Here is a 19196-nt window from a genome sequence, read left to right as displayed (position 1 = left end):
ACCCAGTTACTCTCAGCCCAGGTCGAGCACCACCTTGCCGATCGCCTCCCCGGTACGCAGCCGCTCGGTGGCCTCGGCCAGCGCGTCGAGGCCGTGGCGTTCGATCTCCAGGGTCAGCTCCCCCGTCCGCAGCTCCGCCAGCAGCCCCTCCGCGTCCGCGGCGACCTCCTTGCCCCGTGACATCAGGTTGACCGGCAGCAGGGACACGTCGGCCAGCAGGAAGTCGGCGAGGTCCACGCCGAAGTCGCGTCCGGCGGTGTAGCCGACCAGCGCGGCGCGTCCGCGCGGCCGGACCAGCGGGAGGGCGTCCCGGAGCACCGGACCGCCCACGGTGTCGATGAGCACGTCGACCTGCCCGCCCACCGACTCCACGGACATCTCGGCGGCGAGGAGGGGCTTGGCGGGAGCCGGGACATGGCCGAGCTTGGCCGGGCGGCCGACCACGCCGACCACCTCGGCCCCGGCCCGCGCGGCGACCTGCACGGTCAGCGCCCCGACCGCGCCCGCCGCGCCGGTCACGAGCACCCGCTCCCCGGGCCGTACGTCCGCGACCGCGTGCACCGCCGCCCAGGCCGTGCCCGCCGGTGAGAACCAACTGCACGCCAGGGCCGGGTCCGTACCCTCCGCGACCGGTTCCACGGCGGCGTCCGGTACCAGCGCGTGCTCCGCCCAGCAGCCGTCCCGGCGCAGCCCGAGCCCTTTCCCGCCGAGCCTGACGAGGCTGCCCTCGGGGTGCGTGTCCGAGGCGAGGACGACCCCGCATCCCGTGGTGCCCGGCACCGCGGGCAGGTCGGGGAGGATGCCGAACTTGCCGTCCACGACGTTCAGATCGAGGTGGCCGACCTGGGCCGCCCGCATCCGTACGAGGGTGTGGCCGGGGCGGGGCTCCGGCACCGGGCGCTCCACCAGACGGGGCAGCGAGCCGAAGCTCTCCAGTACCAGGGCGCGGGACATACCGGTAGTCACAGCTTTACTCCGTATCGACGCAGGACTCGGGACGCCACGATCCGCAGCACGCGGTCGAAGACGAACCCGAGGATTCCCAAGGTGATGATTCCGACGAAGACCCAGTCGATCCGCCCGTAGTTGCGGGAGGTCCAGATCAGCGAGCCGAGCCCGACCCGTGAGGCGACGATCTCGGCGGAGACGATGGTCAGGAAGCTGTTGCCCATGGCGAGGCGCGCACCGGTGGCGATGTGCGGCACGGTCGAGGGCAGCACGATCCCCTGCAGGATCTGCCGACGGCTCGCGCCCAGGTTCTGTGCCGCCCGCAGCTTCGACTCGCTCACCGCCATCACACCGGCGCTGGTGTTCACCGTGACGATGAAGACGGCCGTGTAGAAGATCAGGACGACCTTGGACGACTCGCCGATGCCCAGCCACACCACCGCCAGGGTCACGAAGGCGACCGGTGGGATGAAGCGGAAGAACTCGATGTAGGGCTCCAGGAGTTGGCGCACCACCGGGACCTGCCCGACGAGCAGTCCCACCGGTGCGCCCACGAGCACGCCGAGCCCCCAGCCGATCAGGATGCGGCGGCTGGAGGCGACGATCGAGTTGGTCAGCGTGCCGTCCGCCGCCAACTGGCGTGCCGCGCTGAGGGTTTCGCTCGGGGAGGCGACCAGCGAGGAGCCGTACGCCATCGCCAGCAGCTGCCAGACGCCGAGGCCGACGAGGACGGACAGGGTGTACATGCCGAGCGCGCGCAGCCGTCCTGCGGTCACCCAGACCGGGCGTTTCCTGGTGGTCCCCGCGCCGCCGGCGGCGGCAGCTGTCGCGACGGTCATCGGTCGTCCTCCTCGGTGTCGAGTCCCTGGTCGTCGAGGCCCTGGTCGCGCAGCGCCTTGCGGACCTCTTCGCCGATGTCCTCCCGCAGTCGGCGCCGCAGTTCGACGGCGGACGGATCGTCCTCGTCGCGGGGCCTGGGGAGGTCGACGGGGTAGACGGACTTCACCGAGGCCGCCGGGCCCGCGGTCATGACGGCGATCCGGTCGGCCAGCAGGATCGCCTCGTCGATGTCGTGGGTGACGAAGACGACGGTGCAGCCCGAGGCGCGCCAGATGCGGTCCGTCTCCTCCTGCATCACCTGCCGGGTCTGCGCGTCGAGCGCCCCGAACGGCTCGTCCATCAGGACGATGCCCGGTTCGTTGGCCAACACGCGGGCGATCTGCACCCGTTGGCGCATGCCGCCACTCAGCTGCCCCGGAAAGCGGTCCGCGCAGTGCCGTAGCCCCACCAGGCCGAGGTACTCGTCGGCCACCTTCGCCTGTTCCGCGCGCGAGGCGCCGCGCATCCGCGGCCCGAACGCCACGTTCTGACGCACCGTCATCCAGTCGAACAGCGCCTCACTGCTCTGGAAGACCATGCCCAGCTCCGGGTCGGGACCGGTGATCGGGGATCCGCCGACGGACAGGCTGCCCTCGTCCACGGCCACGAAGCCGGCCATGGCGGACAGCAGCGTGGACTTGCCGCAGCCGCTCGGGCCGAGCAGGCACAGGAACTCACCGGCGGCGATGTCGAGGGAGATGTTCCGTACGGCCTGCAGGGAGTCGAAGCGGATACCGACGCCCTCGGCGGTCAGGGCCGCGCCGCGACCGCTGACCTGCGGGAGGTGGGTTTTCACGGCCTCCGTCATCATGATCCCTTCAAGTTCTTGGTGAACCAACCGCGTTGGACGGCCTTCGTCACATCCGGCTCGGCCTTGACCTTGCCGGTGTCCACGAAGAACTGGGCCGTGTCCGCGTATCCCTTGAGGTCCGCGTCGGTGAAGTCACGGGTTGCGAAGTCGATCTCCTTGATGGCGGTCAGGGTCTGGGCCGCCGGGACCTTCACCGCCTTCTCGGTCGCCTGGGCCGCGGCGTTCGGGTCGCTCTCGGTCAGTCGCGCCGCCTCCTCCAGGGTCTGGGCGACCTTGGTGGCGGTGTCGGGGTTGGCCTTCAGCCAGGCGGCACTCGTGAGCAGCCACTGGGAGTAGGTCACTCCGTAGGCGCCGGTGTTCTCCAGGATCCTGCCGCCCTGCGCGACCCCCTTGGTGGGCCACGGCTCCCACAGGACGTACGCGTCGACGTCGCCCTTCTTCATCAGGGCCGGGATCTCGGGCGGGTCGGCGGTGACGAAGTCCACCGACTTCGGGTCGATCCCCTTCGACTCCAGGAACCGGGTCGCGGCGAGTTCGGACAGCCCCGGGGAGACTGCCATCTTGCGGATCTTGGCGGGGGAGGTCACCTTCGGGCCGAGAACGACCTTGAGGTACTTGCCGGACTGCTCGTAGACCATCAAGGACCCAAGGTCGGGATCCTGGGGCAGCATGCTGATGGTGGTGGTGTCCGAGTTTCCGGACATCTGCACCTGGCCTGCGACCAGGTTGTTGACGCCTTCGCTGCCCTGCCCGAACTGGACGAGCTCGACGTTCACACCGTGCTTGGCCCACAGCCCCTTGGCGTCGGCGAGGAAGAAGGGTGCGTACGAGGCGTCGATACCGACGCCGATGCGGATCGTGGGGCCCGCGGCGTTCTTGCCGGAGCCGGCGGCCGAGTCGGTGGTGGCCGCGCTGCACGCGGTGAGCGAGAGCAGTGCGAGGGCGAGGGCGGCGGGGCCTGCGAAGGGGCGCCTGGACGTGGACCGTGTCTCCATGAACACCTCGGGGGTCGGTGGGAGACCGCCGGTGGCGGCTGGTCGTCGGGGGGACGGCCCGGGATGTGGCGCACGGTAGACCGGGGGGTGTCGTACACGCATCGACATGGGTCCGCTGAGCGGGACGCGCCGGTGAGGCCCGCTGTCCGAGCGATGTCCGCCGCCTCGCCCCGGGCCCCCGCGCCCGGTGACGCCGCGTACATGCGCGGTGCGTTCTGCTCAGTGGGACAGGTCCCTTGGGCGGATCCGCGGGCTCGCCGCATGCTCACTGTCACAGTTCACCCGGCAGCAGGAGGACACGCACGATGACGGTCGAGGATTCTCCCGACGCACAGACCACTGTCCGGAGCCGCCGCAGACCAGCCGGAGAACCCGGACGCCAGGACTGGAAGTCGTGGCCCCACTACGACGCGGCGGCCGCGGGCTTCCGGGGCTACTGGTACCCGGTCACCTGGTCCAGCCAGATCACCGCCGAGCCGCTCCCGTTCACGATCTGCGGTGAGAAGATCACGCTGATCCGGGACAACGGCACGGCGTACGCGCTGCACAACCGCTGCCCGCACCGCGGGGTGCCGCTGTCCGAGGGCAATCAGCAGTTCCCCGGCACCGTGAGCTGCCCTTACCACGGCTGGACCTTCGACCTGCCCACCGGCAAGCTCGCCGCGGTCATCACCGACGGGCCCGGCTGCCGCCTGACCGGCAAGGTCTCGGTGCGGACGTACCCGGTCGAGGAGCGTCTCGGCATGGTGTGGGTGTACATCCCCCTCACCGACGAGGAACCGCACCCCATCGACTCGCAGCTGCCCGAGGAACTCGTCTCCAACGCCTTCGTGATGGGCGGCCGGATCGACCCGCGCAGCGGCAACTGGCGCTTCGCCTGCGAGAACGGCTTCGACGAGGGACACGCCAAGTACCTTCACCGCACGGCACTTTGGCGGCTCTTCAAGCCCATGCCCACCTGGAACGTGACCCGGGTCGTGCCCAAGGGCCGCTGGATCTTCCGGGTGCAGGACGAGGTCTACTGGGAGGCCGACTTCCCCGGGGTCGGCCGCTGGACCAACAAGCGCTGGTGGAAGGCCCAGCCGCCGAAGGAGACCTTCAACATCGGCAACACGGGCAAGCCGGACAAGGTCGACCCGACGATCGAGGCCCAGGAGTTCCCCGGCTTCGCGTCCCTGTCGATGCCCGGCGTGCTGCGTATCGCCTATCCGAACTTCATCCACTACGAGTTCTACGTCCCCGTCGACGAGGACAACCACCGCTATGTCGGTGTGATGGTCAACTTCACCGAGGGCTGGGAGACCCTGCGGTTCTACGCCAAGTACCTGGGCGCGATCCGCTGGCTGTTCCACGGCCAGTTCTCCGGCCAGGACGCGTGGATGGTCGACATCACCGACGCTCCCCCGGAGAAGCTCTACCGCCCCGACATCTCGCTGACCGCCTGGCGGAACCTCAGCGAGGAGGAGTACGGCAAGAAGCTGGCCGGCACCGGCATGGACGCAGGCACGGATTCCGGCTCCGGCACCGACGAGAAGAAGGCATGACCATGGGCCGCACACTGTTCACCCTGCTGATCGGGGCCGCGATCGCGGTCGGACTCCCCTTCGCCAGGAAGCGTTTCGGGCGCACCACCATGACGCAGGTCCACAGGATCAACCAGTGACCGGCTCCCGGGAGTTGACGGGACTGGACGACCGGCGGGCGGGCTGGGTCCGCGACGCCTGGCAGAACGTCACCGGCGACCGGCTGCGCGAGCTGATCATCGGGCTCGTCGACATCCCGAGCCCCACCGGCGACGAAGGCCCGCTCGCCGCCCACATCGCCGACACACTGACATCCGCGGGGTGCCGCGCCACCGTCCAGCCCCTCGACGACCGGCAGGCCAACGCCTGGGCCCGTCTGGACGGCGACGGAACCGGCCCCGACCTCATGCTCTACGCGCCGATCGACACCCTGACCGTGGGCGAGGAGAGCGAGGATCTCCCGTGGATCGGCCCCGAGCTGCGGGACGACATGCGTCCGCGGGCCACCGTCTACGACGACCTGGTCGTCGGCCTCGGGGCGTCCAACCCCAAGGGCCACGCCGCGTGCGTGATGATGGCCGCCGAGGCGATCGCGCTCGCCGGGGTCCCGCTCACCGGTGACCTGGTCGCGGCGTTCGGCGCGGGCGGCATGCCCACCAACGCCCGGCCGGTCGGCACCCGCCGCAACACCGGGCAGGGGGCGGGGTGTTCGTTCCTCCTGGAGCAGGGCCTGTGGACCGACTACGCGGTCATCGCCAAGCCCGGCTGGACGGTGTCCTGGGAAGAGGTCGGTCTCGTCTGGTTCGAGATCACCGTACGAGGCACGCACACCTACGTCGGCTCGCGCCACCGCCTCCCGTACGACAACGCCGTCGCCCGCGCCGGTGAGGTCGCCCTGCACCTGGAGGAGTGGTTCGTCGAGTACGCGGAGCGGCACACCACCGGGACGGTCGCGCCGCAGGGCATCGTCTCCTCGGTGCGCGGCGGCTGGCCCCGGATGGCGGCGGTGACCCCGGCCGTCTGCACCCTCATGGTGGACCTGCGCATCGGCCCGGACACCACACCCATGCAGGCCAGACGGGAGTTCATGGCCGCCGTCGACGCCCTCCGCGGCAAGCTGCCCGCCCTCGACGTCTCCGTCGACATGGTCCTGGCGATCCCCGGGACGCGGACCCCTCCGGACAGCTGGATCTGCCGCAGCGCGACGGCCGGCTGGGCGGCGTTCGAGGGGCGGGAGCACGAGGTCCTCCGGGGCAACAGCGGTGCCACCGACGCCAACATCCTGCGCGGGCGCGGCATCCCCACCGTACGGGTCGGCATGCCGAAGGTCGCCGAGGCCCCGTTCGACATCGACTTCGCCCGAGGCATGAACACCGTCTCCGTACGGGCCATGGAGAAACTGACACGCCATCTGATCCGCACGGCGGTCGACACCGCCACCCGGTCCCGCGACGAGGTGGAAGGAGTGACGTCATGACCGAGATCGTCCTGGGTGTGGGCGCGTCGCACAGCACGCTGATGAACACCCACTGGGAGGAGACCTTCCACAAGGACCGCGCCGAGCGGTTCCGCGACGCGCTCGGCGAGGCACGCGAGGCGCTCGCCGCGGCCCGGCCCGACACGGTGGTCCTGGTCGGCTCCAACCACTTCCGGGGTTTCTGGCTGGACCTGATCCCGAGCTTCACCATCGGCGTCGGCGAGTGCGTGGCGAGCGGGGAGTCCGGTACGCCGAAGGGCCCGCAGCCGGTGGACGTCCCGCTCGCCCAGCACATCGCCGACTCCCTTGTGGAGCAGGGTGATTACGACCCCGCCTTCTCGGCCAGGCTGCAGATCGACCACGGCCAGTCGCACGCGATCCAGTACCTCCTGGAGGGGCTGGACGTCGAGATCGTACCGATCGTCGTGAACGTCTTCGCCCCGCCGCTGCCCACGCTCACACGCTGCGAGGGGCTGGGCCGGGCGATCCGGGACGCCGTGCTGGCGTTCCCCGGTGACCGTCGCGTCGCCGTCATCGGCTCGGGCGGACTCTCGCACCGGCTGCCCTGGCCGGACTGGCGCGCACCGCACGGCGAGGACGAGGAGTTCATGGTCGGCGCCTGGCTGAACGGCCGGAACAACTGGCAGGACTACGACGTCAGGCGCCGCGAGATCATCCGGGCCGCCGAGGCCGCGCTGAACCCTCGGTTCGACGACGAGTTCCTGTCCCTCGTCGAGAACGGCGAGACGCACCGCATCACCGAGTACACCACCGACGAACTGGAGAAGGTGGCGGGCAACGGCGCGCAGGAGGTGCGCACCTGGCTGCTCATGTCGGCGCTGCTCGACCACATACCCGGCCGGCGGCTGGCGTACGAGCCGATGCCCGAGTGGCTCACCGGCATGGCCGTCGCCGTCCTCGACCCCGCACACACCGACGAAAGGCAGTCAAGGCAGTCATGAGCATCTGGACCGAACTCTCGGGCATCGACTACCGGCACGCGTACGTCGAGACCGGCGACGTCACCACCCGCGCCCTGCAGGCCGGCCCCGAGGACGGCGAGCACGTCGTGTTCCTGCACGGCACGACCGGCCACCTGGAGGCGTTCGTCCGCAACATCCCCGCGCACGCCTCGGCCGGCTACCGCTGCCACGCCATCGACATGCTCGGCCACGGCTACACCGGCAAGCCGGACCGCCCGGGTGAGATCCCGGCGTACGTCGAGCATCTGATGGCGTACCTCGACGCGGTGGGAGCCGAACGCGCACACCTGGTGGGCGAGTCGCTGGGCGGCTGGGTGTCGTCCTGGGCGGCGAGCGAGTACCCGGACCGGGTCGCCTCCCTCCAACTGCTGTGCATGGGCGGCACCAAGGTCAACCCGGCGGTGATGGAACGGCTGAAGACCTCCACCCGCGAGGCCGCTCTCAAGGAGGAGATCTCCTACACCCGGGAGCGGCTGGCGCTGCTGTGGGCCGAGTGGGACGAGGACCTGGGCGAGGAGCTGACCCGGGTGCGGTACGAGATCTACCACCAGCCCGAGTTCCGGCGGAACCTGCACAACCTGCTGGCGCTGCAGGAGGTCGAGGCACGCGAACGCAATCTGCTCCGCCCCGACCGCATGGCGCGGATCAAGGCCCCGACCCTGGTGGTCTGGGGCAACAAGAACCCGCTCGGCGACGTCCCGGAGGCCGAGGCGATCGCCGCCGCGATCCCCGGCTCCCGCCTGGAGGTCTTCAACGAGTGCGGGCACTGGCCGCAGCACGAGAAGGCCGAGCTCTACAACCCGCTCAGCCTGGCGTTCCTCGCCGAGACGTCGTACGCCGACCCGTCGTGAAGTCCTCGCCGTGGCCCGTCGACCGCGAAGCCCTCGCCTCGGCCGTCGGCCGTCAAGTCCGCCGCAGCCGCTGCCGGTCGAGCCCTCGCCGCAGTCGCTGACGGTCACGTCACCGCCGTAATCGCCGACCGTGAAGTCCTCGCCGTAACCGTTGATCGTGAGGTGCCTGCCATGACCGTCGTCCCGATCGCCCGCGCCGCGGCCCCCGCTCCCGCCGCGTCGCCCGCTTCCTGTCCCGATCCGATGAACTCCGTCCTCGGCAAGGTGCGGCCCATCCTGGAGGCGTTCAGCGTCGACGACGACTCGCTTTCCCTCGCCGACCTCGTGCGCCGTACGGGCGTGGCGAAGGCCACCGTGCACCGGCTCTGCCAGGAGCTGGTGGTCTGGGGGCTGTTGGAGAGAGCGGGCTGCGACTACCGGCTCGGGCTGCGGCTGTTCGAGATCGGCCAGCGGGTGCACCGGCAGCGGATCCTGCGCGAGGTGGCGCAGCCGTACATGGAGGATCTGCTCCTGGCCACCCAGGAGACCATCCACTTCGCGATCCACGACGGCCTCGACGTCGTGTACCTGGAGAAGATCCTGCCGCACCGGGGGCTGAGCGAGGAGTCCCGGGTGGCGGGCAGGCTCCCGCTGTACTGCACCGCCACCGGCAAGGCGATCCTGGCCTTCTCCCCCGCCTCCCTGTTCGGCGATGTGGTCAGCAACGGGCTGAAACCGTTCACCCGCCACACGATCACCTCCCCGGGGCGGCTGCGCGGCCAGCTGGAGCGGATCCGGGAGCAGGGCATCGCGACCGAGGCGGAGGAGATCAGGCTCGGCTACATGAGCATGGCCGTGCCGGTCTTCGGCCGGCAGAACGCGCTGGCGGGCGCGTTGTCGATCACCGCGCCCACCTACCGGGTGGACGCCGCCGCGCACGCGAGCGCGCTGCGCACCGCGGGGCTGGGCATCAGCCGGTCGCTGCGGTCGGCCCTGTGAGCACGCTGGACGAGGTGCTGGCCCGGGCCCGCGGTCTGATCGGCCGCTGGGAGGACGAGGACTGCGGCACGGTGACCGTCAAGGACTTCTGCCGGTACGCCGCGGCACTCAACGACGTCGACTACATCCGCCGGGCCCGGGCGCGGGAGGCCGAGGGTGCGGCGGTCGAGGCTCCCGCCCTGTTCCTCGCGGCGACCATGAGCTGGGAGGACGGGCCTGCCGAGCAGGAGCTGCGGCCGGACGGGCTGGCCGTCCGGGAGTCACCGTGCACCCAGGGCCTCCCGGTGCGTCAGGTGCACGGCGGCCAGTCCGTACGGCTGCTCCGCGCCCCGCTCGCGGGTACCCGGGTGACCGCCTCGCGTGCGGTCACCTCCGCCGAGCGGAAGCGGGGCCGGTCCGGGGCCTTCGTCCTCCTCGGCCTCAGCACCCGCTTCACCTCGGCGGACGGAGAGGAGCTGACGACCGTGGACGAGACGATCGTCGTACGGGAGGCCATCGGCTCCGGAGCGGCCTCATGAGCGCCCCCGCCTCCGTCCCCGCCCCTGTCCCCGCCCCTGTCCCCGCCGTGGGTGACATCTGCCCGCCGCGGCGGTACACCCACACCAGTGTGCAACTGTTCCGCTTCGGCGCCGTGTCGTGGAACTCCCACCGCATCCACTACGACGCCGAGTTCGCCGCCGCGGAGGGCTTCCCCGGCGTGGTCGTGCAGTCCACCCTGCACGGCGAGACGCTCACCCGGTACGCGTTGGCGTGGGCCGGACCCGACTCCCGCCCGACGGCGGTGAGTTGGCGCAACCTCGCGACCGCGGTGGCCGGCGAACCGCTCACCTGGACCGCGACCGTCCGTACGGTCGAGGGCCCGCGCGTGTCGCTCGACGTGGCGATCCTGAAGTCCGACGGCACCCCCTGCGTCACGGGGACCGTCGAGCTGGACCTGGGCTGAGCGGTGAGTCACCCGGTGTCCCGTCAGGCGGACCGGTTCCGTAGGGCGGAGCGGCAGGCGTCCCTACGCTCCTGGACCATGAGCGTTCTTGCTGATGAGCCGGTCACCACGGGCGATTCCCCGGTGGTCGAAACCGACATCCTGATCATCGGTGCCGGCCCGTCGGGCCTCTACGGCGCCTACTACGCGGGCTTCCGCGGACTGCGCGTCACGGTCATGGACGTACTGCCCCAGCGCGGCGGCCAGATCAGCGCGATGTACCCCGAGAAGCCCATCTTCGACATCGCCGGCTTCCCGGCGGTGCGCGGGCGCGACCTGGTCGACAACCTGGTCGCGCAGGCGGAGCCGTACGGCGTCCGCTATCTCCTCGGACAGCGGGCGGTCGAGCTGTCCCACCGGCCGGACGGCCGTCCCGTCGTCCGCAGCGACACGGGAACGACCGTACGGGCCGGGGCCGTTGTGATCACCGGCGGTGTGGGAACCTTCACCCCCAGGCCGCTTCCGGCGGGCGAGCGCTACCTCGGCCGCGGTCAGGTCTACTTCGTGCCGGACCCGGCCGACCACACCGACCAGGACGTGGTCGTGGTCGGCGGCGGAGACAGCGCCTTCGACTGGGCGGCGACGCTCGCCCCGATCGCCCGGTCCGTCACGCTCGTCCACCGCACCGCCCGCTTCCGCGCCCACCACGCGAGCGTGGAACGGGTGCGGACCCTCGGCATCGAGATCATCACCGACTCCGAGGTGAGTGCGCTGCACGGCACCTCGGCGGTGGAGCGGGTAGAGGTCCGGCACCGCGCCACCCGGGCCACCCGGCTGCTCCCGGCGCACACGGTCGTCGCCGCCCTCGGCTTCGTCGCCGACCTCGGCCCGCTCCAGAACTGGGGACTGGAACTCCAGGCCCGGCGGATCGCCGTGGACACCCGGATGGCCACCAATCTGCCCCGGGTGTTCGCCGCCGGCGACATCACCGACTACCCGGGCAAGGTGCGGCTGATCGCCGTGGGCTTCGGCGAGGTCGCCACCGCCGTCAACAACGCGGCCACCGTCATCGATCCGGAGGCGGCGCTGTTCCCCGGTCATTCCACGGACAACGGGCATGCCCCGGACAAGGAGAACTGACATGGCCTATGTGATCGGCCCGGCCTGTGTCGACATCATGGACCGGTCGTGCATGGAGGAGTGTCCGGTCGACTGCATCTACGAGGGCGAGCGCAAGCTCTACATCAACCCGGTGGAGTGCATCGACTGCGGCGCCTGCGAGACCGCCTGCCCGGAGCAGGCGATCACCGTCGACCGCCTGGCCGACCCGGAGTTCCGCACCGACAACCGCCGCTTCTTCGAGATACCCCTGCCGGGCCGTACGACCGCGCTCGGCACACCGGGCGGGGCGAGCGGCCTCGGCCCGGTCGGCGTGGACACTCCTCTGGTCAACTCCGCTTCGGGCAGCACCCGATGAGCGCCGCGGAGGTCGCGAAGGCGGCCGACTCACTCCTGGAGGCCACGCGGACCGGCGTGACCTGCCCGCCCCTGCGCACCCGCCTCAGCGATGTGGCCGCCGCGTACGCGGTGCAGCGCGTGAACGTCGAGCGGGGTCTGGCCGCCGGGCGGCGCGTCGTCGGCCGCAAGATCGGACTGACCTCGCCCGCCGTGCAGAACCAACTCGGTGTGGACCAGCCCGACTTCGGGACGCTCTTCGCCGACATGGCGGTCCCCGAGGGCACCACGATCGCGGCCGGGCGGCTCATCCAGCCCAAGGTGGAGGCCGAGGTCGCCCTCGTCCTCGGCGCCGAACTGCCGCACCGCGACTGCACGGTGGCCGACGTACTGCGCGCGGCCGACTTCGCGCTGCCCGCCCTGGAGATCGTGGACAGCCGTATCGCCGACTGGGACATCGGCATCGTCGACACCGTCGCGGACAACGCCTCCAGCGGCCTCTTCGTCCTCGGCGGGACGCCCGTGCCGCTGAGGGGCCTCGATCTGCGGGGCGTACGGATGACGATGACCCGGGGCGGCGAGGTGGTGTCCGAAGGGACCGGCGCCGACTGCCTGGGCAGCCCGCTCAACGCGGCGGCCTGGCTCGCCTCGACCCTGGCCACGATGGGCGATCCCCTGCGGGCCGGAGACATCGTGCTGACCGGCGCGCTCGGCCCGATGGCGGTCGTGTCCCCCGGTGACCGGTTCGAGGCACGCATCAGTCAACTGGGCCGTGTGCAGGCAGAGTTCGCAACAGAAGAGGGGGACAAGGCATGAGCACCCGCACCAAGGTGGCCGTCATCGGCTCCGGGAACATCGGCACCGATCTCATGATCAAGGTGCTGCGGTTGTCCGAGACCCTGGAAATGGCCGCGATGGCCGGTATCGACCCGGACTCCGACGCCGACCGCCTCCGCCCGAGGCGCGCCCCGCGGTGGCGAGGGCGGACCTCGGCCGGGCGGGCTCCTTCTGGACGCCCGGACCGCATCTCCACGAGATCGGCCCCGCGCCTGCCCCGTCCGGGAGCAGGGCCATGCCCTTCGACACCGCGGACGCGCACGCACGGGGCGCCGCCGCACAAGCCCGTCCCGACCAGCCGCAGCACCGCCCGAGGTGCTGCGGCTGCGGGGCGTGTCAGACCGTCCCGGTGGGGTCGGCCAGCATGCGGGCGATGCCCTGCTCGCTGAAGACGTCGCGGCGGGCGAGGGCGATACCGCCGTGGATCGCGGAGTTCTCACCGAGCTGGGTCGTGGTGATGGTCAACTTGCGGGTGGCCAGCGGCAGGGCGCGCTGATAGACCACGGCACGGACCCCTGAGAGCAGGTCGTCGCGCAGCTCGCTCAGCGGGCCGCCGAGGACCAGGGTGCGCGGGTTGAACATATAGACCAGCATGGCCACCACCTCGCCGATCTGGACGGCGGCCTGGGCGCAGGGCGCGTACGGCGGGCGGGTCGTTGTTGGCGACACGTTCCGCCAGTGTGTGGGCCCCGTACAGCGGATCCTCGTCGGTCGACTCGGGGATGCCGAGGCTGAGCAGAACGGCCCGGTGGGAGGCGAGCGCCCCGACGCAGCCCATGTTGCCGCAGGCGCACAGGACGTCGCCGCCGCTCACGGCTCGGATGTGCCCGACGTCGCCGGCCGCACCGTCCGCCCCTCGGAACACCTCGCCGCTCTCGGTGATGATCCCGGCCCCGATACCGGAACCGATCTTGACGCACAGCAACGGGGTGTCGACCTGGTCCTGGACGGCCTCGCCGAGGGCCATGAGGTTGGCGTCGTTGTCGACCACGGCGGGGGCACGGAAGATCTCGCGCAGCTTCTCGGCCGCGGGATAGCCGTCCCAGCGGGGCATCCCGGTCGGCCGCATCGCGCAGCCGCGCTGGGTGTCCACCGGCGCCGGCAGGCCCATCACCACTTCCCTGACCCGGTCCGGGTCCCGCCCGCACCTCTCCACCAGGCTCAGCAGCCGCTCGGACACCGCCTTGAGCACGACTTCCGGGCCCGCGGCGAGCGGGACGGCCACACTCTCCTGCGCGAGCACCCGCCCGCTGAGATCGGCGATCGCGACCTGCGGTTCGGCGCCCGACACGTTCCTCGGCAGCGCGAGCCAGACGGCCCGCAAGGCCCTGGACGCGGGCCGGATCGGCACCCCGATCGGTGCCTCGGCGTTCATCGGCCACAGCAAGGCCGAGACCTGGCACCCGGACCCGCGTTTCCTGTTCCAGCCGGGTGGCGGCCCGGTGATGGACATGGGCCCGTACTACTTCGCGATCCTCGTGAACCTCCTGGGCCCGGTCCGTTCCGTCACCGCGGCGAGCCGGATCGGTGCCCCGACGAGGACGGTGACCGCGCCGGAGCGTGCCGTCGACTCCATCGAGGTCACGGTCCCCACCCACGCCGGCGCGGTACTGACCTTCGCCTCGGGCGTCATCGGCACCACGCAGATGAGCTTCGACGTGTGGGACACGGACCTGCCCTTCATGGAGATCTACGGCACCGAGGGCACCCTGTCGCTGCCGAACCCGAACCACTTCGACGGCGACGTACGCCTGCGGCGGCACGGCGAGACCGAGTGGCGGGTGCTGGAACCGACCGTCGGGCCGTTCGGTGCCGTGGGCACCCGCGAGCAGGCCCGGCGCGGCCTCGGCGTGCGCGACCTCGCGGACGCGGTCGAGGGCGGCCCGCACCGCGCGAACGCCTCGTTCGCCTTCCACGTGCTCGAAGCGCTGTGCGCCGTCGACGAGGCCTCCCGGCAGGGGCGCGTCGTGGAACTGGACAGCACCTGCGACCGCCCGCGGCCCCGCTACTGAGCCAAGCCCTCCGTCGCACCGGAGTCCCGGGCCGCACACGAACGAACGTACAGCCGCCGTAATTCAGCCAGGGAGGCTCGCAGTGCCCGACGCTTATGGATTCACCGCGTACGGCGGACCGGAGGTACAGCGGTTCCTCGATCTGCCCAAACCCGTACCCGGACCTGACGAGTTGCTCGTCACGGTGTACGCGGCAGGGGTCAACCCGGTGGACTGGGGAGTCCGCGCCGGTATGCACCGTGCCTTCCTCCCCCTCGGCCTGCCGGCCGTTCTCGGGCGTGAGGCCTCGGGCGTGGTGGAGCGGCTCGGCGAGGGGGTCGAGGGGTTCGCCGTGGGAGACCCGGTGTTCGGCACCAGCTTCCGGGGCTCCGGCGGCTACGCGCGCCACGCGCTCCTGACCGCGAGCCAAACGGCCCACAAGCCCCGCGAGGTCTCGTTCACCGACGCGGCCGTACTGCCGGTGGCAGCCGTCACCGCGTACGACGGGGTGCGGCAACTCGGTGTGGCGGCCGGCGAGACCCTGCTGATCCTGGGAATCGGCGGCGGAGTCGGCGTCGTGGCGGCGCAACTCGCCCGCGAGGCCGGAGTGTCCGTCGTCGGCACCGCTTCCGCGGCCAAAGGGGAGTTCGTCGAGTCGTTGGGCGCCACAGCGATCGACTACGACGGCGCCGACTTCGGCAAGCGGCTTGCGGCGGCCCTGCCTAACGGGGTCGACGCGATCTTCGACCTCGCGGGCGGTACCGCGCTCGACAGCGTCTCGGCGGTGTTCTCCCCCGGCTGCCGGGTGATCTCGGCCGCCGACCCCGGGACGGCGGCCCGGTACCGCGCCGGGTCGATGTCCCGCACGAGCTCGACCGCCACGCTCACCGAGCTGGCTCGGCGGGTGGCGGAAGGCCGGCTCGATCCCCAGGTCCGCCAGGTCTTCCCCTTCGCGGAGGCCGAGGCCGCACTGCGCGAAGTCGAGTCCGGTCACCCCTGGGGCAAGGTCGTCCTGGATCTGCGCGACACCTGACACGCACCGTCCGCCACGGCGTCGGCTCGGCGCCAAAACGGGGCGAACGCTCCCATCAACCCACCCTCGTTCACCCATGGTTCCCCCGAACACCCCAAGGAGCATCGATGTCACTGACCAAGTCGGCCCGGCCGCGTCGACTGATGGCGAGCGCCGCCGCGGGCGCGGCACTGCTCACGTCCGCCGCGTGCAGCGCCGCCACCCAGCCCACCGGCGCGCACTCCGCGACCGCCGGCCCGGTGCGCAACGGAGGCACCCTCGTCGTCGCGCAGACCAGCGATGTCGACCCCGGCTCCTTCCTCAAGACCTCCTTCGGCAATCTGCTGTCCGAGTACCAGGTCTTCGAGACGCTCACGGTCATCGGCGCCAGGACCGGCCGGCCCAGCGGCGTCCTCGCCACGTCGTGGACGCTCGCCCCCGACGCCAGAAGCATCGACATCACCCTCCGGGACGACGTGACGTTCCACAGCGGCCGCAAGCTGACGGCGAGCGACGTCGTCTTCACCCTGAAGAAGGTGCAGGACCCGGCGACCGGAGCGGCCAACCAGCCGATCGCCGCGCGAATCTCCTCGATGAAGGCCAACGGCGACCATCAGCTCACCCTCACCTTCTCGCAGCCGACGCCGAACATCTTCGACCTGTTCGAGACGATGCCGATCCTCAACCCGTCGGCCTACGCCGACTACGCGGCGGGCAAGGTCGTCGACGGCACCGGTCGTTTCACCTGGAAGTCGTGGACACCCGGCGGCAAGGTCGAGCTCACCAAGTACGCGCAGTACCGCGACGCCAAGAACACGCATCTCGACAAGATCGAGATCAACATCATCAACGACCCGACCGCCATCGTCTCGGCGATCCGCAGCGGTCGCATCCAGTACGGCGTCGGAATGCCCTCCCTCGACGCCCGCAGCCTGAGCAAGCAGCAGGGCTACGCGCTGGTGACGTCGGGCGGATCGGCGATACCGCTCGCCCTCGACGTGACCAGGGCTCCGTTCGACAACAAGACCGTCCGCCAGGCGGTCCAGTACGCGATCGACCGCGACCGCATCGTCTCTCAGGTCGAAGGCGGCCAGGCGCAGGCGACGGACCTGCCGTGGCGTACGTCCACCGTCGGCTACAACGACACCCAGGCGAAGCACTACACGTATCAGCCGGACAAGGCCAAGAAACTGCTCGCCCAGGCAGGCGTGAAGAACGCCTCCTTCGACGTCGTCACGCTCAACACCCCCGAAGCCACCGGCATCTTCCAGATCGTCAAGAACAACCTCGCCGCCGTCGGCCTGAACGCCAAGCCCGTCCTGCTCAGCGCCACCGAGTACGACGAGCGGATCGCCAGACAGAACATGGGGACACCCGCGGTCCTGATGATGAGCAGCAACGCGCTGTCACCGGCGACCCAGGTCGTCAGCCGACCGGAGTTCGTCGCGAACGGCAACCTCCTGAAGCTCGAGAACGCGCAGTACACGAAGTTCGTGGAGAAGATCGGCACCGCGACCTCGACCGATGACCAGAAGGCGGCGGTGCACGACTACAACGACTACTTCCTCGACCAGGCGTTCGCGGTCCCGCTGATCACACGCCCGACCATGACGGTCCGGTCGACGTCCGTCGGTGGCATCAAGGCCGCCCGGACAGGCTTCCTGGACCTCGGCACGGCGTGGCTGTCGAAATGATCCGGTTCCTGATCCGCAAGGTGCCGTCGGTGGGGTTCGTGCTCCTCGCCAGCTCGATCGTCGCCTTCGCCCTGCCCCGGCTCGCCCCCGGAGACGTCGCCGTCACCCTCGCCGGCTCGGACCCGACCGCCGCCAACATCGCCGCCATCCGGCGGCAGTTGGGGCTGGACCGACCGCTCGTCGTGCAGTACGGGGACTGGATCTCCGGGCTGTTCCACGGCGATCTGGGCCAGTCCTACCTCCTCCATCGCAGCGTTTCGAGCCTCATCGGCGACCGGCTGGAGAGCACCGTCGAACTGGCCGTGTTCGCCACCCTGCTCGTCGTCCTCATCGGGACCACGCTGGGAGTGCTCGCCGGCTCGACCAGGCGGTGGTGGGCGCGGGCGGCCCTCGACATCGGCAACAGCGTCCTGGTCGCCGTACCGTCGTTCCTCACCGCGCTGGCGCTGATCCTCGTCTTCGGCGTGTACCACCGCTGGCTGCCCGTCAGCGGCGAGGTGAGCGTGCTGCACGATCCCGCGATCGGTATCCAGTATCTGGTCCTTCCCGCGGTCGCGCTGGCGCTGTCCCCCGCCGGGGGTGTGGCCCGACTCCTCCAGACGGAGATGGCCCGCGTCCGGAACGAGGACTACGTCGATCTGGCCCTGGCCAAAGGGGTCTCGCCCCGGCGGATCACGCTGCGCCATGTGCTGCGCAACAGTTTCGGCACCGCGGTCGTCGCGATCGGACTGGAGATCGGCACCCTGCTCGCCGGCGCCGTGGTCATCGAGGCCGTCTTCAACCGCAACGGCCTCGGCCAGCTCGCCGTGTCGAGCGTGCAGACACGCGACTTCACCGTCCTTCAGGTGCTGATCCTCGGTGTGGTCTGCGTGGCGGTGATCTGTCAGATCGTCACCGAGATCGTGTTGGCGGCGCTCGACCCGAAGATCAGATTGGGAGACCGGTCATGACCGATGTTCCCCTCATGCCGTCCGCCGCGGCGCCGGTGGCGACGCGCCGGAGGCTCCATCCGACACTGGCCCGCTATCTGTCGGCCTTCCGCACCCCGAAGGGCGTCATCGGGCTGACGATCCTCGTGGGCATGGTGCTCGCCGCCCTGCTCGCTCCCGTCCTGTTCTCGGCGGGCTTCGACCAGCAGGGGCCGGACACCTTCGCCGGACCGTCGAGCCGGCATCTCTTCGGTACGGACGAGTTCGGCCGCGACATCTTCGTCCGGAGCGTCTACGGTCTGCGCGTCGACCTGAGCCTCATCCTCACCGCGGTGCCGCTCAGCATGGCGGTCGGCACCCTGCTCGGTCTGTGCGGCGCGCTCTCCGAATGGCTCGGCTCGGGAGTGCAGCGACTGCTCGACGTGGTCATCGGCTTCCCCGGACTGATCCTCGGGGTCTGCCTGGTGGCCATCCTCGGCCCCGGCTGGTTCGCGTTGTTCCTCACCATCCTGATCGGCGGTCTGCCGAGCGCGGGGCGTCTGGCCCGCGGCGCCTGGCTCACCCAGCAGGGCAGGGAGTACGTCCTCGCCGCCCGGGTGCTCGGCGTCTCGCGCCGGCAACTGCTCGTCCGGCACGTCCTTCCCAATGCGATGGACGCCATCGTCGTGAACGGGGCCGTCTGGATGGTCATCGGCGTCTACATCGAGGCCGGACTGTCCATCGTCGGCCTCGGCGTACAGCCACCGACGCCCTCGCTCGGCGTACTGCTCAACAACGGCCTTCGGTTCGTGACCCAGTCCCCCACCTACATCATCGGCCCCGCGGCGCTGCTCCTGCTGCTCGCGGTGGGCGTCGGCCTGATGTCGGACGCGCTCAACGAGGCGGTGAATCGCCGATGAACCCGACGACCG

General features: G+C 70.7%; 20 protein-coding genes and 2 pseudogenes. 16 read left to right on the top strand and 6 right to left on the bottom strand.

The features are described 5' to 3' along the window. Window positions 1-12 precede the first annotated feature (12 nt). The 4 genes from RV986_RS47795 to RV986_RS47780 are packed head-to-tail and all read right to left on the bottom strand — an operon-like array spanning window position 13 to window position 3633. Entirely contained in the window at window positions 13-966 is a 954-nt protein-coding gene (locus RV986_RS47795) for a quinone oxidoreductase family protein (RefSeq protein ID WP_475923348.1), read from the bottom strand. Then, window positions 963-1787, bottom strand: a complete 825-nt coding sequence (locus RV986_RS47790; RefSeq protein WP_475923347.1) for an ABC transporter permease — start codon at window positions 1785-1787, stop codon at window positions 963-965. Before RV986_RS47790 ends, RV986_RS47795 begins: the two co-directional genes overlap by 4 nt. Further along, a complete protein-coding gene (locus tag RV986_RS47785; RefSeq protein ID WP_475923346.1) occupies window positions 1784-2623 on the bottom strand; it encodes an ABC transporter ATP-binding protein in 840 nt (279 codons plus the stop codon). Before RV986_RS47785 ends, RV986_RS47790 begins: the two co-directional genes overlap by 4 nt. 11 nt (window positions 2624-2634) lie before the next feature. After that, on the bottom strand, window positions 2635-3633 hold the full coding sequence (locus tag RV986_RS47780) for an ABC transporter substrate-binding protein (protein ID WP_475923345.1): 999 nt from the start codon (window positions 3631-3633) through the stop codon (window positions 2635-2637). 305 nt (window positions 3634-3938) lie between these two features. Here RV986_RS47780 and RV986_RS47775 point away from each other — a divergent pair, with 305 nt between their 5' ends. The 11 genes and pseudogenes from RV986_RS47775 to RV986_RS47725 form a co-directional block, all read left to right on the top strand. Next, window positions 3939-5177 carry a Rieske 2Fe-2S domain-containing protein gene (locus RV986_RS47775; protein WP_475923344.1) on the top strand — a complete coding sequence of 413 codons (1239 nt, stop codon included), beginning with the start codon at window positions 3939-3941 and terminating at the stop codon, window positions 5175-5177. Between the two features lie 115 nt (window positions 5178-5292). Next, on the top strand, window positions 5293-6633 hold the full coding sequence (locus RV986_RS47770; RefSeq protein WP_475923343.1) for a M20 family metallopeptidase: 1341 nt from the start codon (window positions 5293-5295) through the stop codon (window positions 6631-6633). Further along, window positions 6630-7595 (top strand): DODA-type extradiol aromatic ring-opening family dioxygenase, encoded by a 966-nt coding sequence (locus RV986_RS47765; protein WP_475923342.1) that lies wholly within the window; start codon window positions 6630-6632, stop codon window positions 7593-7595. Before RV986_RS47770 ends, RV986_RS47765 begins: the two co-directional genes overlap by 4 nt. Then, window positions 7592-8467 (top strand): alpha/beta fold hydrolase, encoded by an 876-nt coding sequence (locus RV986_RS47760; protein WP_475923341.1) that lies wholly within the window; start codon window positions 7592-7594, stop codon window positions 8465-8467. Before RV986_RS47765 ends, RV986_RS47760 begins: the two co-directional genes overlap by 4 nt. Window positions 8468-8638: 171 nt before the next feature. After that, entirely contained in the window at window positions 8639-9445 is an 807-nt protein-coding gene (locus tag RV986_RS47755) for an IclR family transcriptional regulator (protein ID WP_475923340.1), read from the top strand. Beyond that, entirely contained in the window at window positions 9442-9963 is a 522-nt protein-coding gene (locus RV986_RS47750; protein ID WP_475923339.1) for an FAS1-like dehydratase domain-containing protein, read from the top strand. The genes RV986_RS47755 and RV986_RS47750 overlap by 4 nt, the downstream gene beginning before the upstream one ends. Continuing rightward, window positions 9960-10388 carry a hotdog family protein gene (locus tag RV986_RS47745; protein ID WP_475923338.1) on the top strand — a complete coding sequence of 143 codons (429 nt, stop codon included), beginning with the start codon at window positions 9960-9962 and terminating at the stop codon, window positions 10386-10388. Before RV986_RS47750 ends, RV986_RS47745 begins: the two co-directional genes overlap by 4 nt. Before the next feature lie 78 nt (window positions 10389-10466). Then, complete coding sequence (locus RV986_RS47740) at window positions 10467-11507, top strand: NAD(P)/FAD-dependent oxidoreductase (RefSeq protein ID WP_475923337.1); 1041 nt, start codon at window positions 10467-10469, stop codon at window positions 11505-11507. 1 nt (window position 11508) lies between these two features. Next, window positions 11509-11844, top strand: coding sequence for a ferredoxin (fdxA, locus tag RV986_RS47735; protein WP_475923336.1), 336 nt, complete (start codon window positions 11509-11511; stop codon window positions 11842-11844). Then, window positions 11841-12638, top strand: coding sequence for a 2-keto-4-pentenoate hydratase (mhpD, locus tag RV986_RS47730; protein ID WP_475923335.1), 798 nt, complete (start codon window positions 11841-11843; stop codon window positions 12636-12638). The genes fdxA and mhpD overlap by 4 nt, the downstream gene beginning before the upstream one ends. Beyond that, a pseudogene (locus tag RV986_RS47725) lies at window positions 12635-12763 on the top strand (acetaldehyde dehydrogenase (acetylating)); the annotation flags it as partial. The gene mhpD and the pseudogene RV986_RS47725, both read left to right, overlap by 4 nt. A 232-nt stretch (window positions 12764-12995) precedes the next feature. On the opposite strand, the gene RV986_RS47720 reads toward RV986_RS47725, so the two are convergent. After that, a complete protein-coding gene (locus RV986_RS47720; RefSeq protein WP_475924759.1) occupies window positions 12996-13328 on the bottom strand; it encodes an ROK family protein in 333 nt (110 codons plus the stop codon). A gap of 22 nt (window positions 13329-13350) precedes the next feature. Further along, a pseudogene (locus tag RV986_RS47715) lies at window positions 13351-13884 on the bottom strand (ROK family protein); the annotation flags it as partial. Between RV986_RS47715 and RV986_RS47710 the strand changes: the two are divergent. The 5 genes from RV986_RS47710 (at window position 13844) to RV986_RS47690 (ending at window position 19184) form a co-directional block, all read left to right on the top strand. Next, on the top strand, window positions 13844-14671 hold the full coding sequence (locus tag RV986_RS47710; RefSeq protein ID WP_475923334.1) for a Gfo/Idh/MocA family protein: 828 nt from the start codon (window positions 13844-13846) through the stop codon (window positions 14669-14671). The pseudogene RV986_RS47715 and the gene RV986_RS47710 sit on opposite strands and share 41 nt — an antisense overlap. Before the next feature lie 82 nt (window positions 14672-14753). Further along, window positions 14754-15683 (top strand): NADP-dependent oxidoreductase, encoded by a 930-nt coding sequence (locus RV986_RS47705; RefSeq protein ID WP_475923333.1) that lies wholly within the window; start codon window positions 14754-14756, stop codon window positions 15681-15683. A gap of 107 nt (window positions 15684-15790) precedes the next feature. After that, complete coding sequence (locus RV986_RS47700; protein WP_475923332.1) at window positions 15791-17356, top strand: ABC transporter substrate-binding protein; 1566 nt, start codon at window positions 15791-15793, stop codon at window positions 17354-17356. Beyond that, complete coding sequence (locus RV986_RS47695; RefSeq protein ID WP_475923331.1) at window positions 17341-18306, top strand: ABC transporter permease; 966 nt, start codon at window positions 17341-17343, stop codon at window positions 18304-18306. The genes RV986_RS47700 and RV986_RS47695 overlap by 16 nt, the downstream gene beginning before the upstream one ends. Continuing rightward, on the top strand, window positions 18303-19184 hold the full coding sequence (locus tag RV986_RS47690; protein WP_475923330.1) for an ABC transporter permease: 882 nt from the start codon (window positions 18303-18305) through the stop codon (window positions 19182-19184). The genes RV986_RS47695 and RV986_RS47690 overlap by 4 nt, the downstream gene beginning before the upstream one ends. Window positions 19185-19196: the final 12 nt, after the last annotated feature.

This window comes from Streptomyces sp. RLA012, assembly GCF_056270325.1.
The sequence above is the reverse complement of the archived record's forward strand: the minus strand, read 5'-3'. Positions and strand labels throughout refer to the sequence as shown.

Coding starts and splice junctions, on each gene's coding strand:
- RV986_RS47790 (WP_475923347.1), bottom strand. CDS start 1,787: ATGACCGTCGCGACAGCTGCCGCCGCCGGCGGCGCGGGGACCACCAGG.
- RV986_RS47780 (WP_475923345.1), bottom strand. CDS start 3,633: ATGGAGACACGGTCCACGTCCAGGCGCCCCTTCGCAGGCCCCGCCGCC.
- RV986_RS47775 (WP_475923344.1), top strand. CDS start 3,939: ATGACGGTCGAGGATTCTCCCGACGCACAGACCACTGTCCGGAGCCGC.
- RV986_RS47765 (WP_475923342.1), top strand. CDS start 6,630: ATGACCGAGATCGTCCTGGGTGTGGGCGCGTCGCACAGCACGCTGATG.
- RV986_RS47760 (WP_475923341.1), top strand. CDS start 7,592: ATGAGCATCTGGACCGAACTCTCGGGCATCGACTACCGGCACGCGTAC.
- RV986_RS47755 (WP_475923340.1), top strand. CDS start 8,639: ATGACCGTCGTCCCGATCGCCCGCGCCGCGGCCCCCGCTCCCGCCGCG.
- RV986_RS47745 (WP_475923338.1), top strand. CDS start 9,960: ATGAGCGCCCCCGCCTCCGTCCCCGCCCCTGTCCCCGCCCCTGTCCCC.
- RV986_RS47740 (WP_475923337.1), top strand. CDS start 10,467: ATGAGCGTTCTTGCTGATGAGCCGGTCACCACGGGCGATTCCCCGGTG.
- fdxA (WP_475923336.1), top strand. CDS start 11,509: ATGGCCTATGTGATCGGCCCGGCCTGTGTCGACATCATGGACCGGTCG.
- mhpD (WP_475923335.1), top strand. CDS start 11,841: ATGAGCGCCGCGGAGGTCGCGAAGGCGGCCGACTCACTCCTGGAGGCC.
- RV986_RS47700 (WP_475923332.1), top strand. CDS start 15,791: ATGTCACTGACCAAGTCGGCCCGGCCGCGTCGACTGATGGCGAGCGCC.
- RV986_RS47690 (WP_475923330.1), top strand. CDS start 18,303: ATGACCGATGTTCCCCTCATGCCGTCCGCCGCGGCGCCGGTGGCGACG.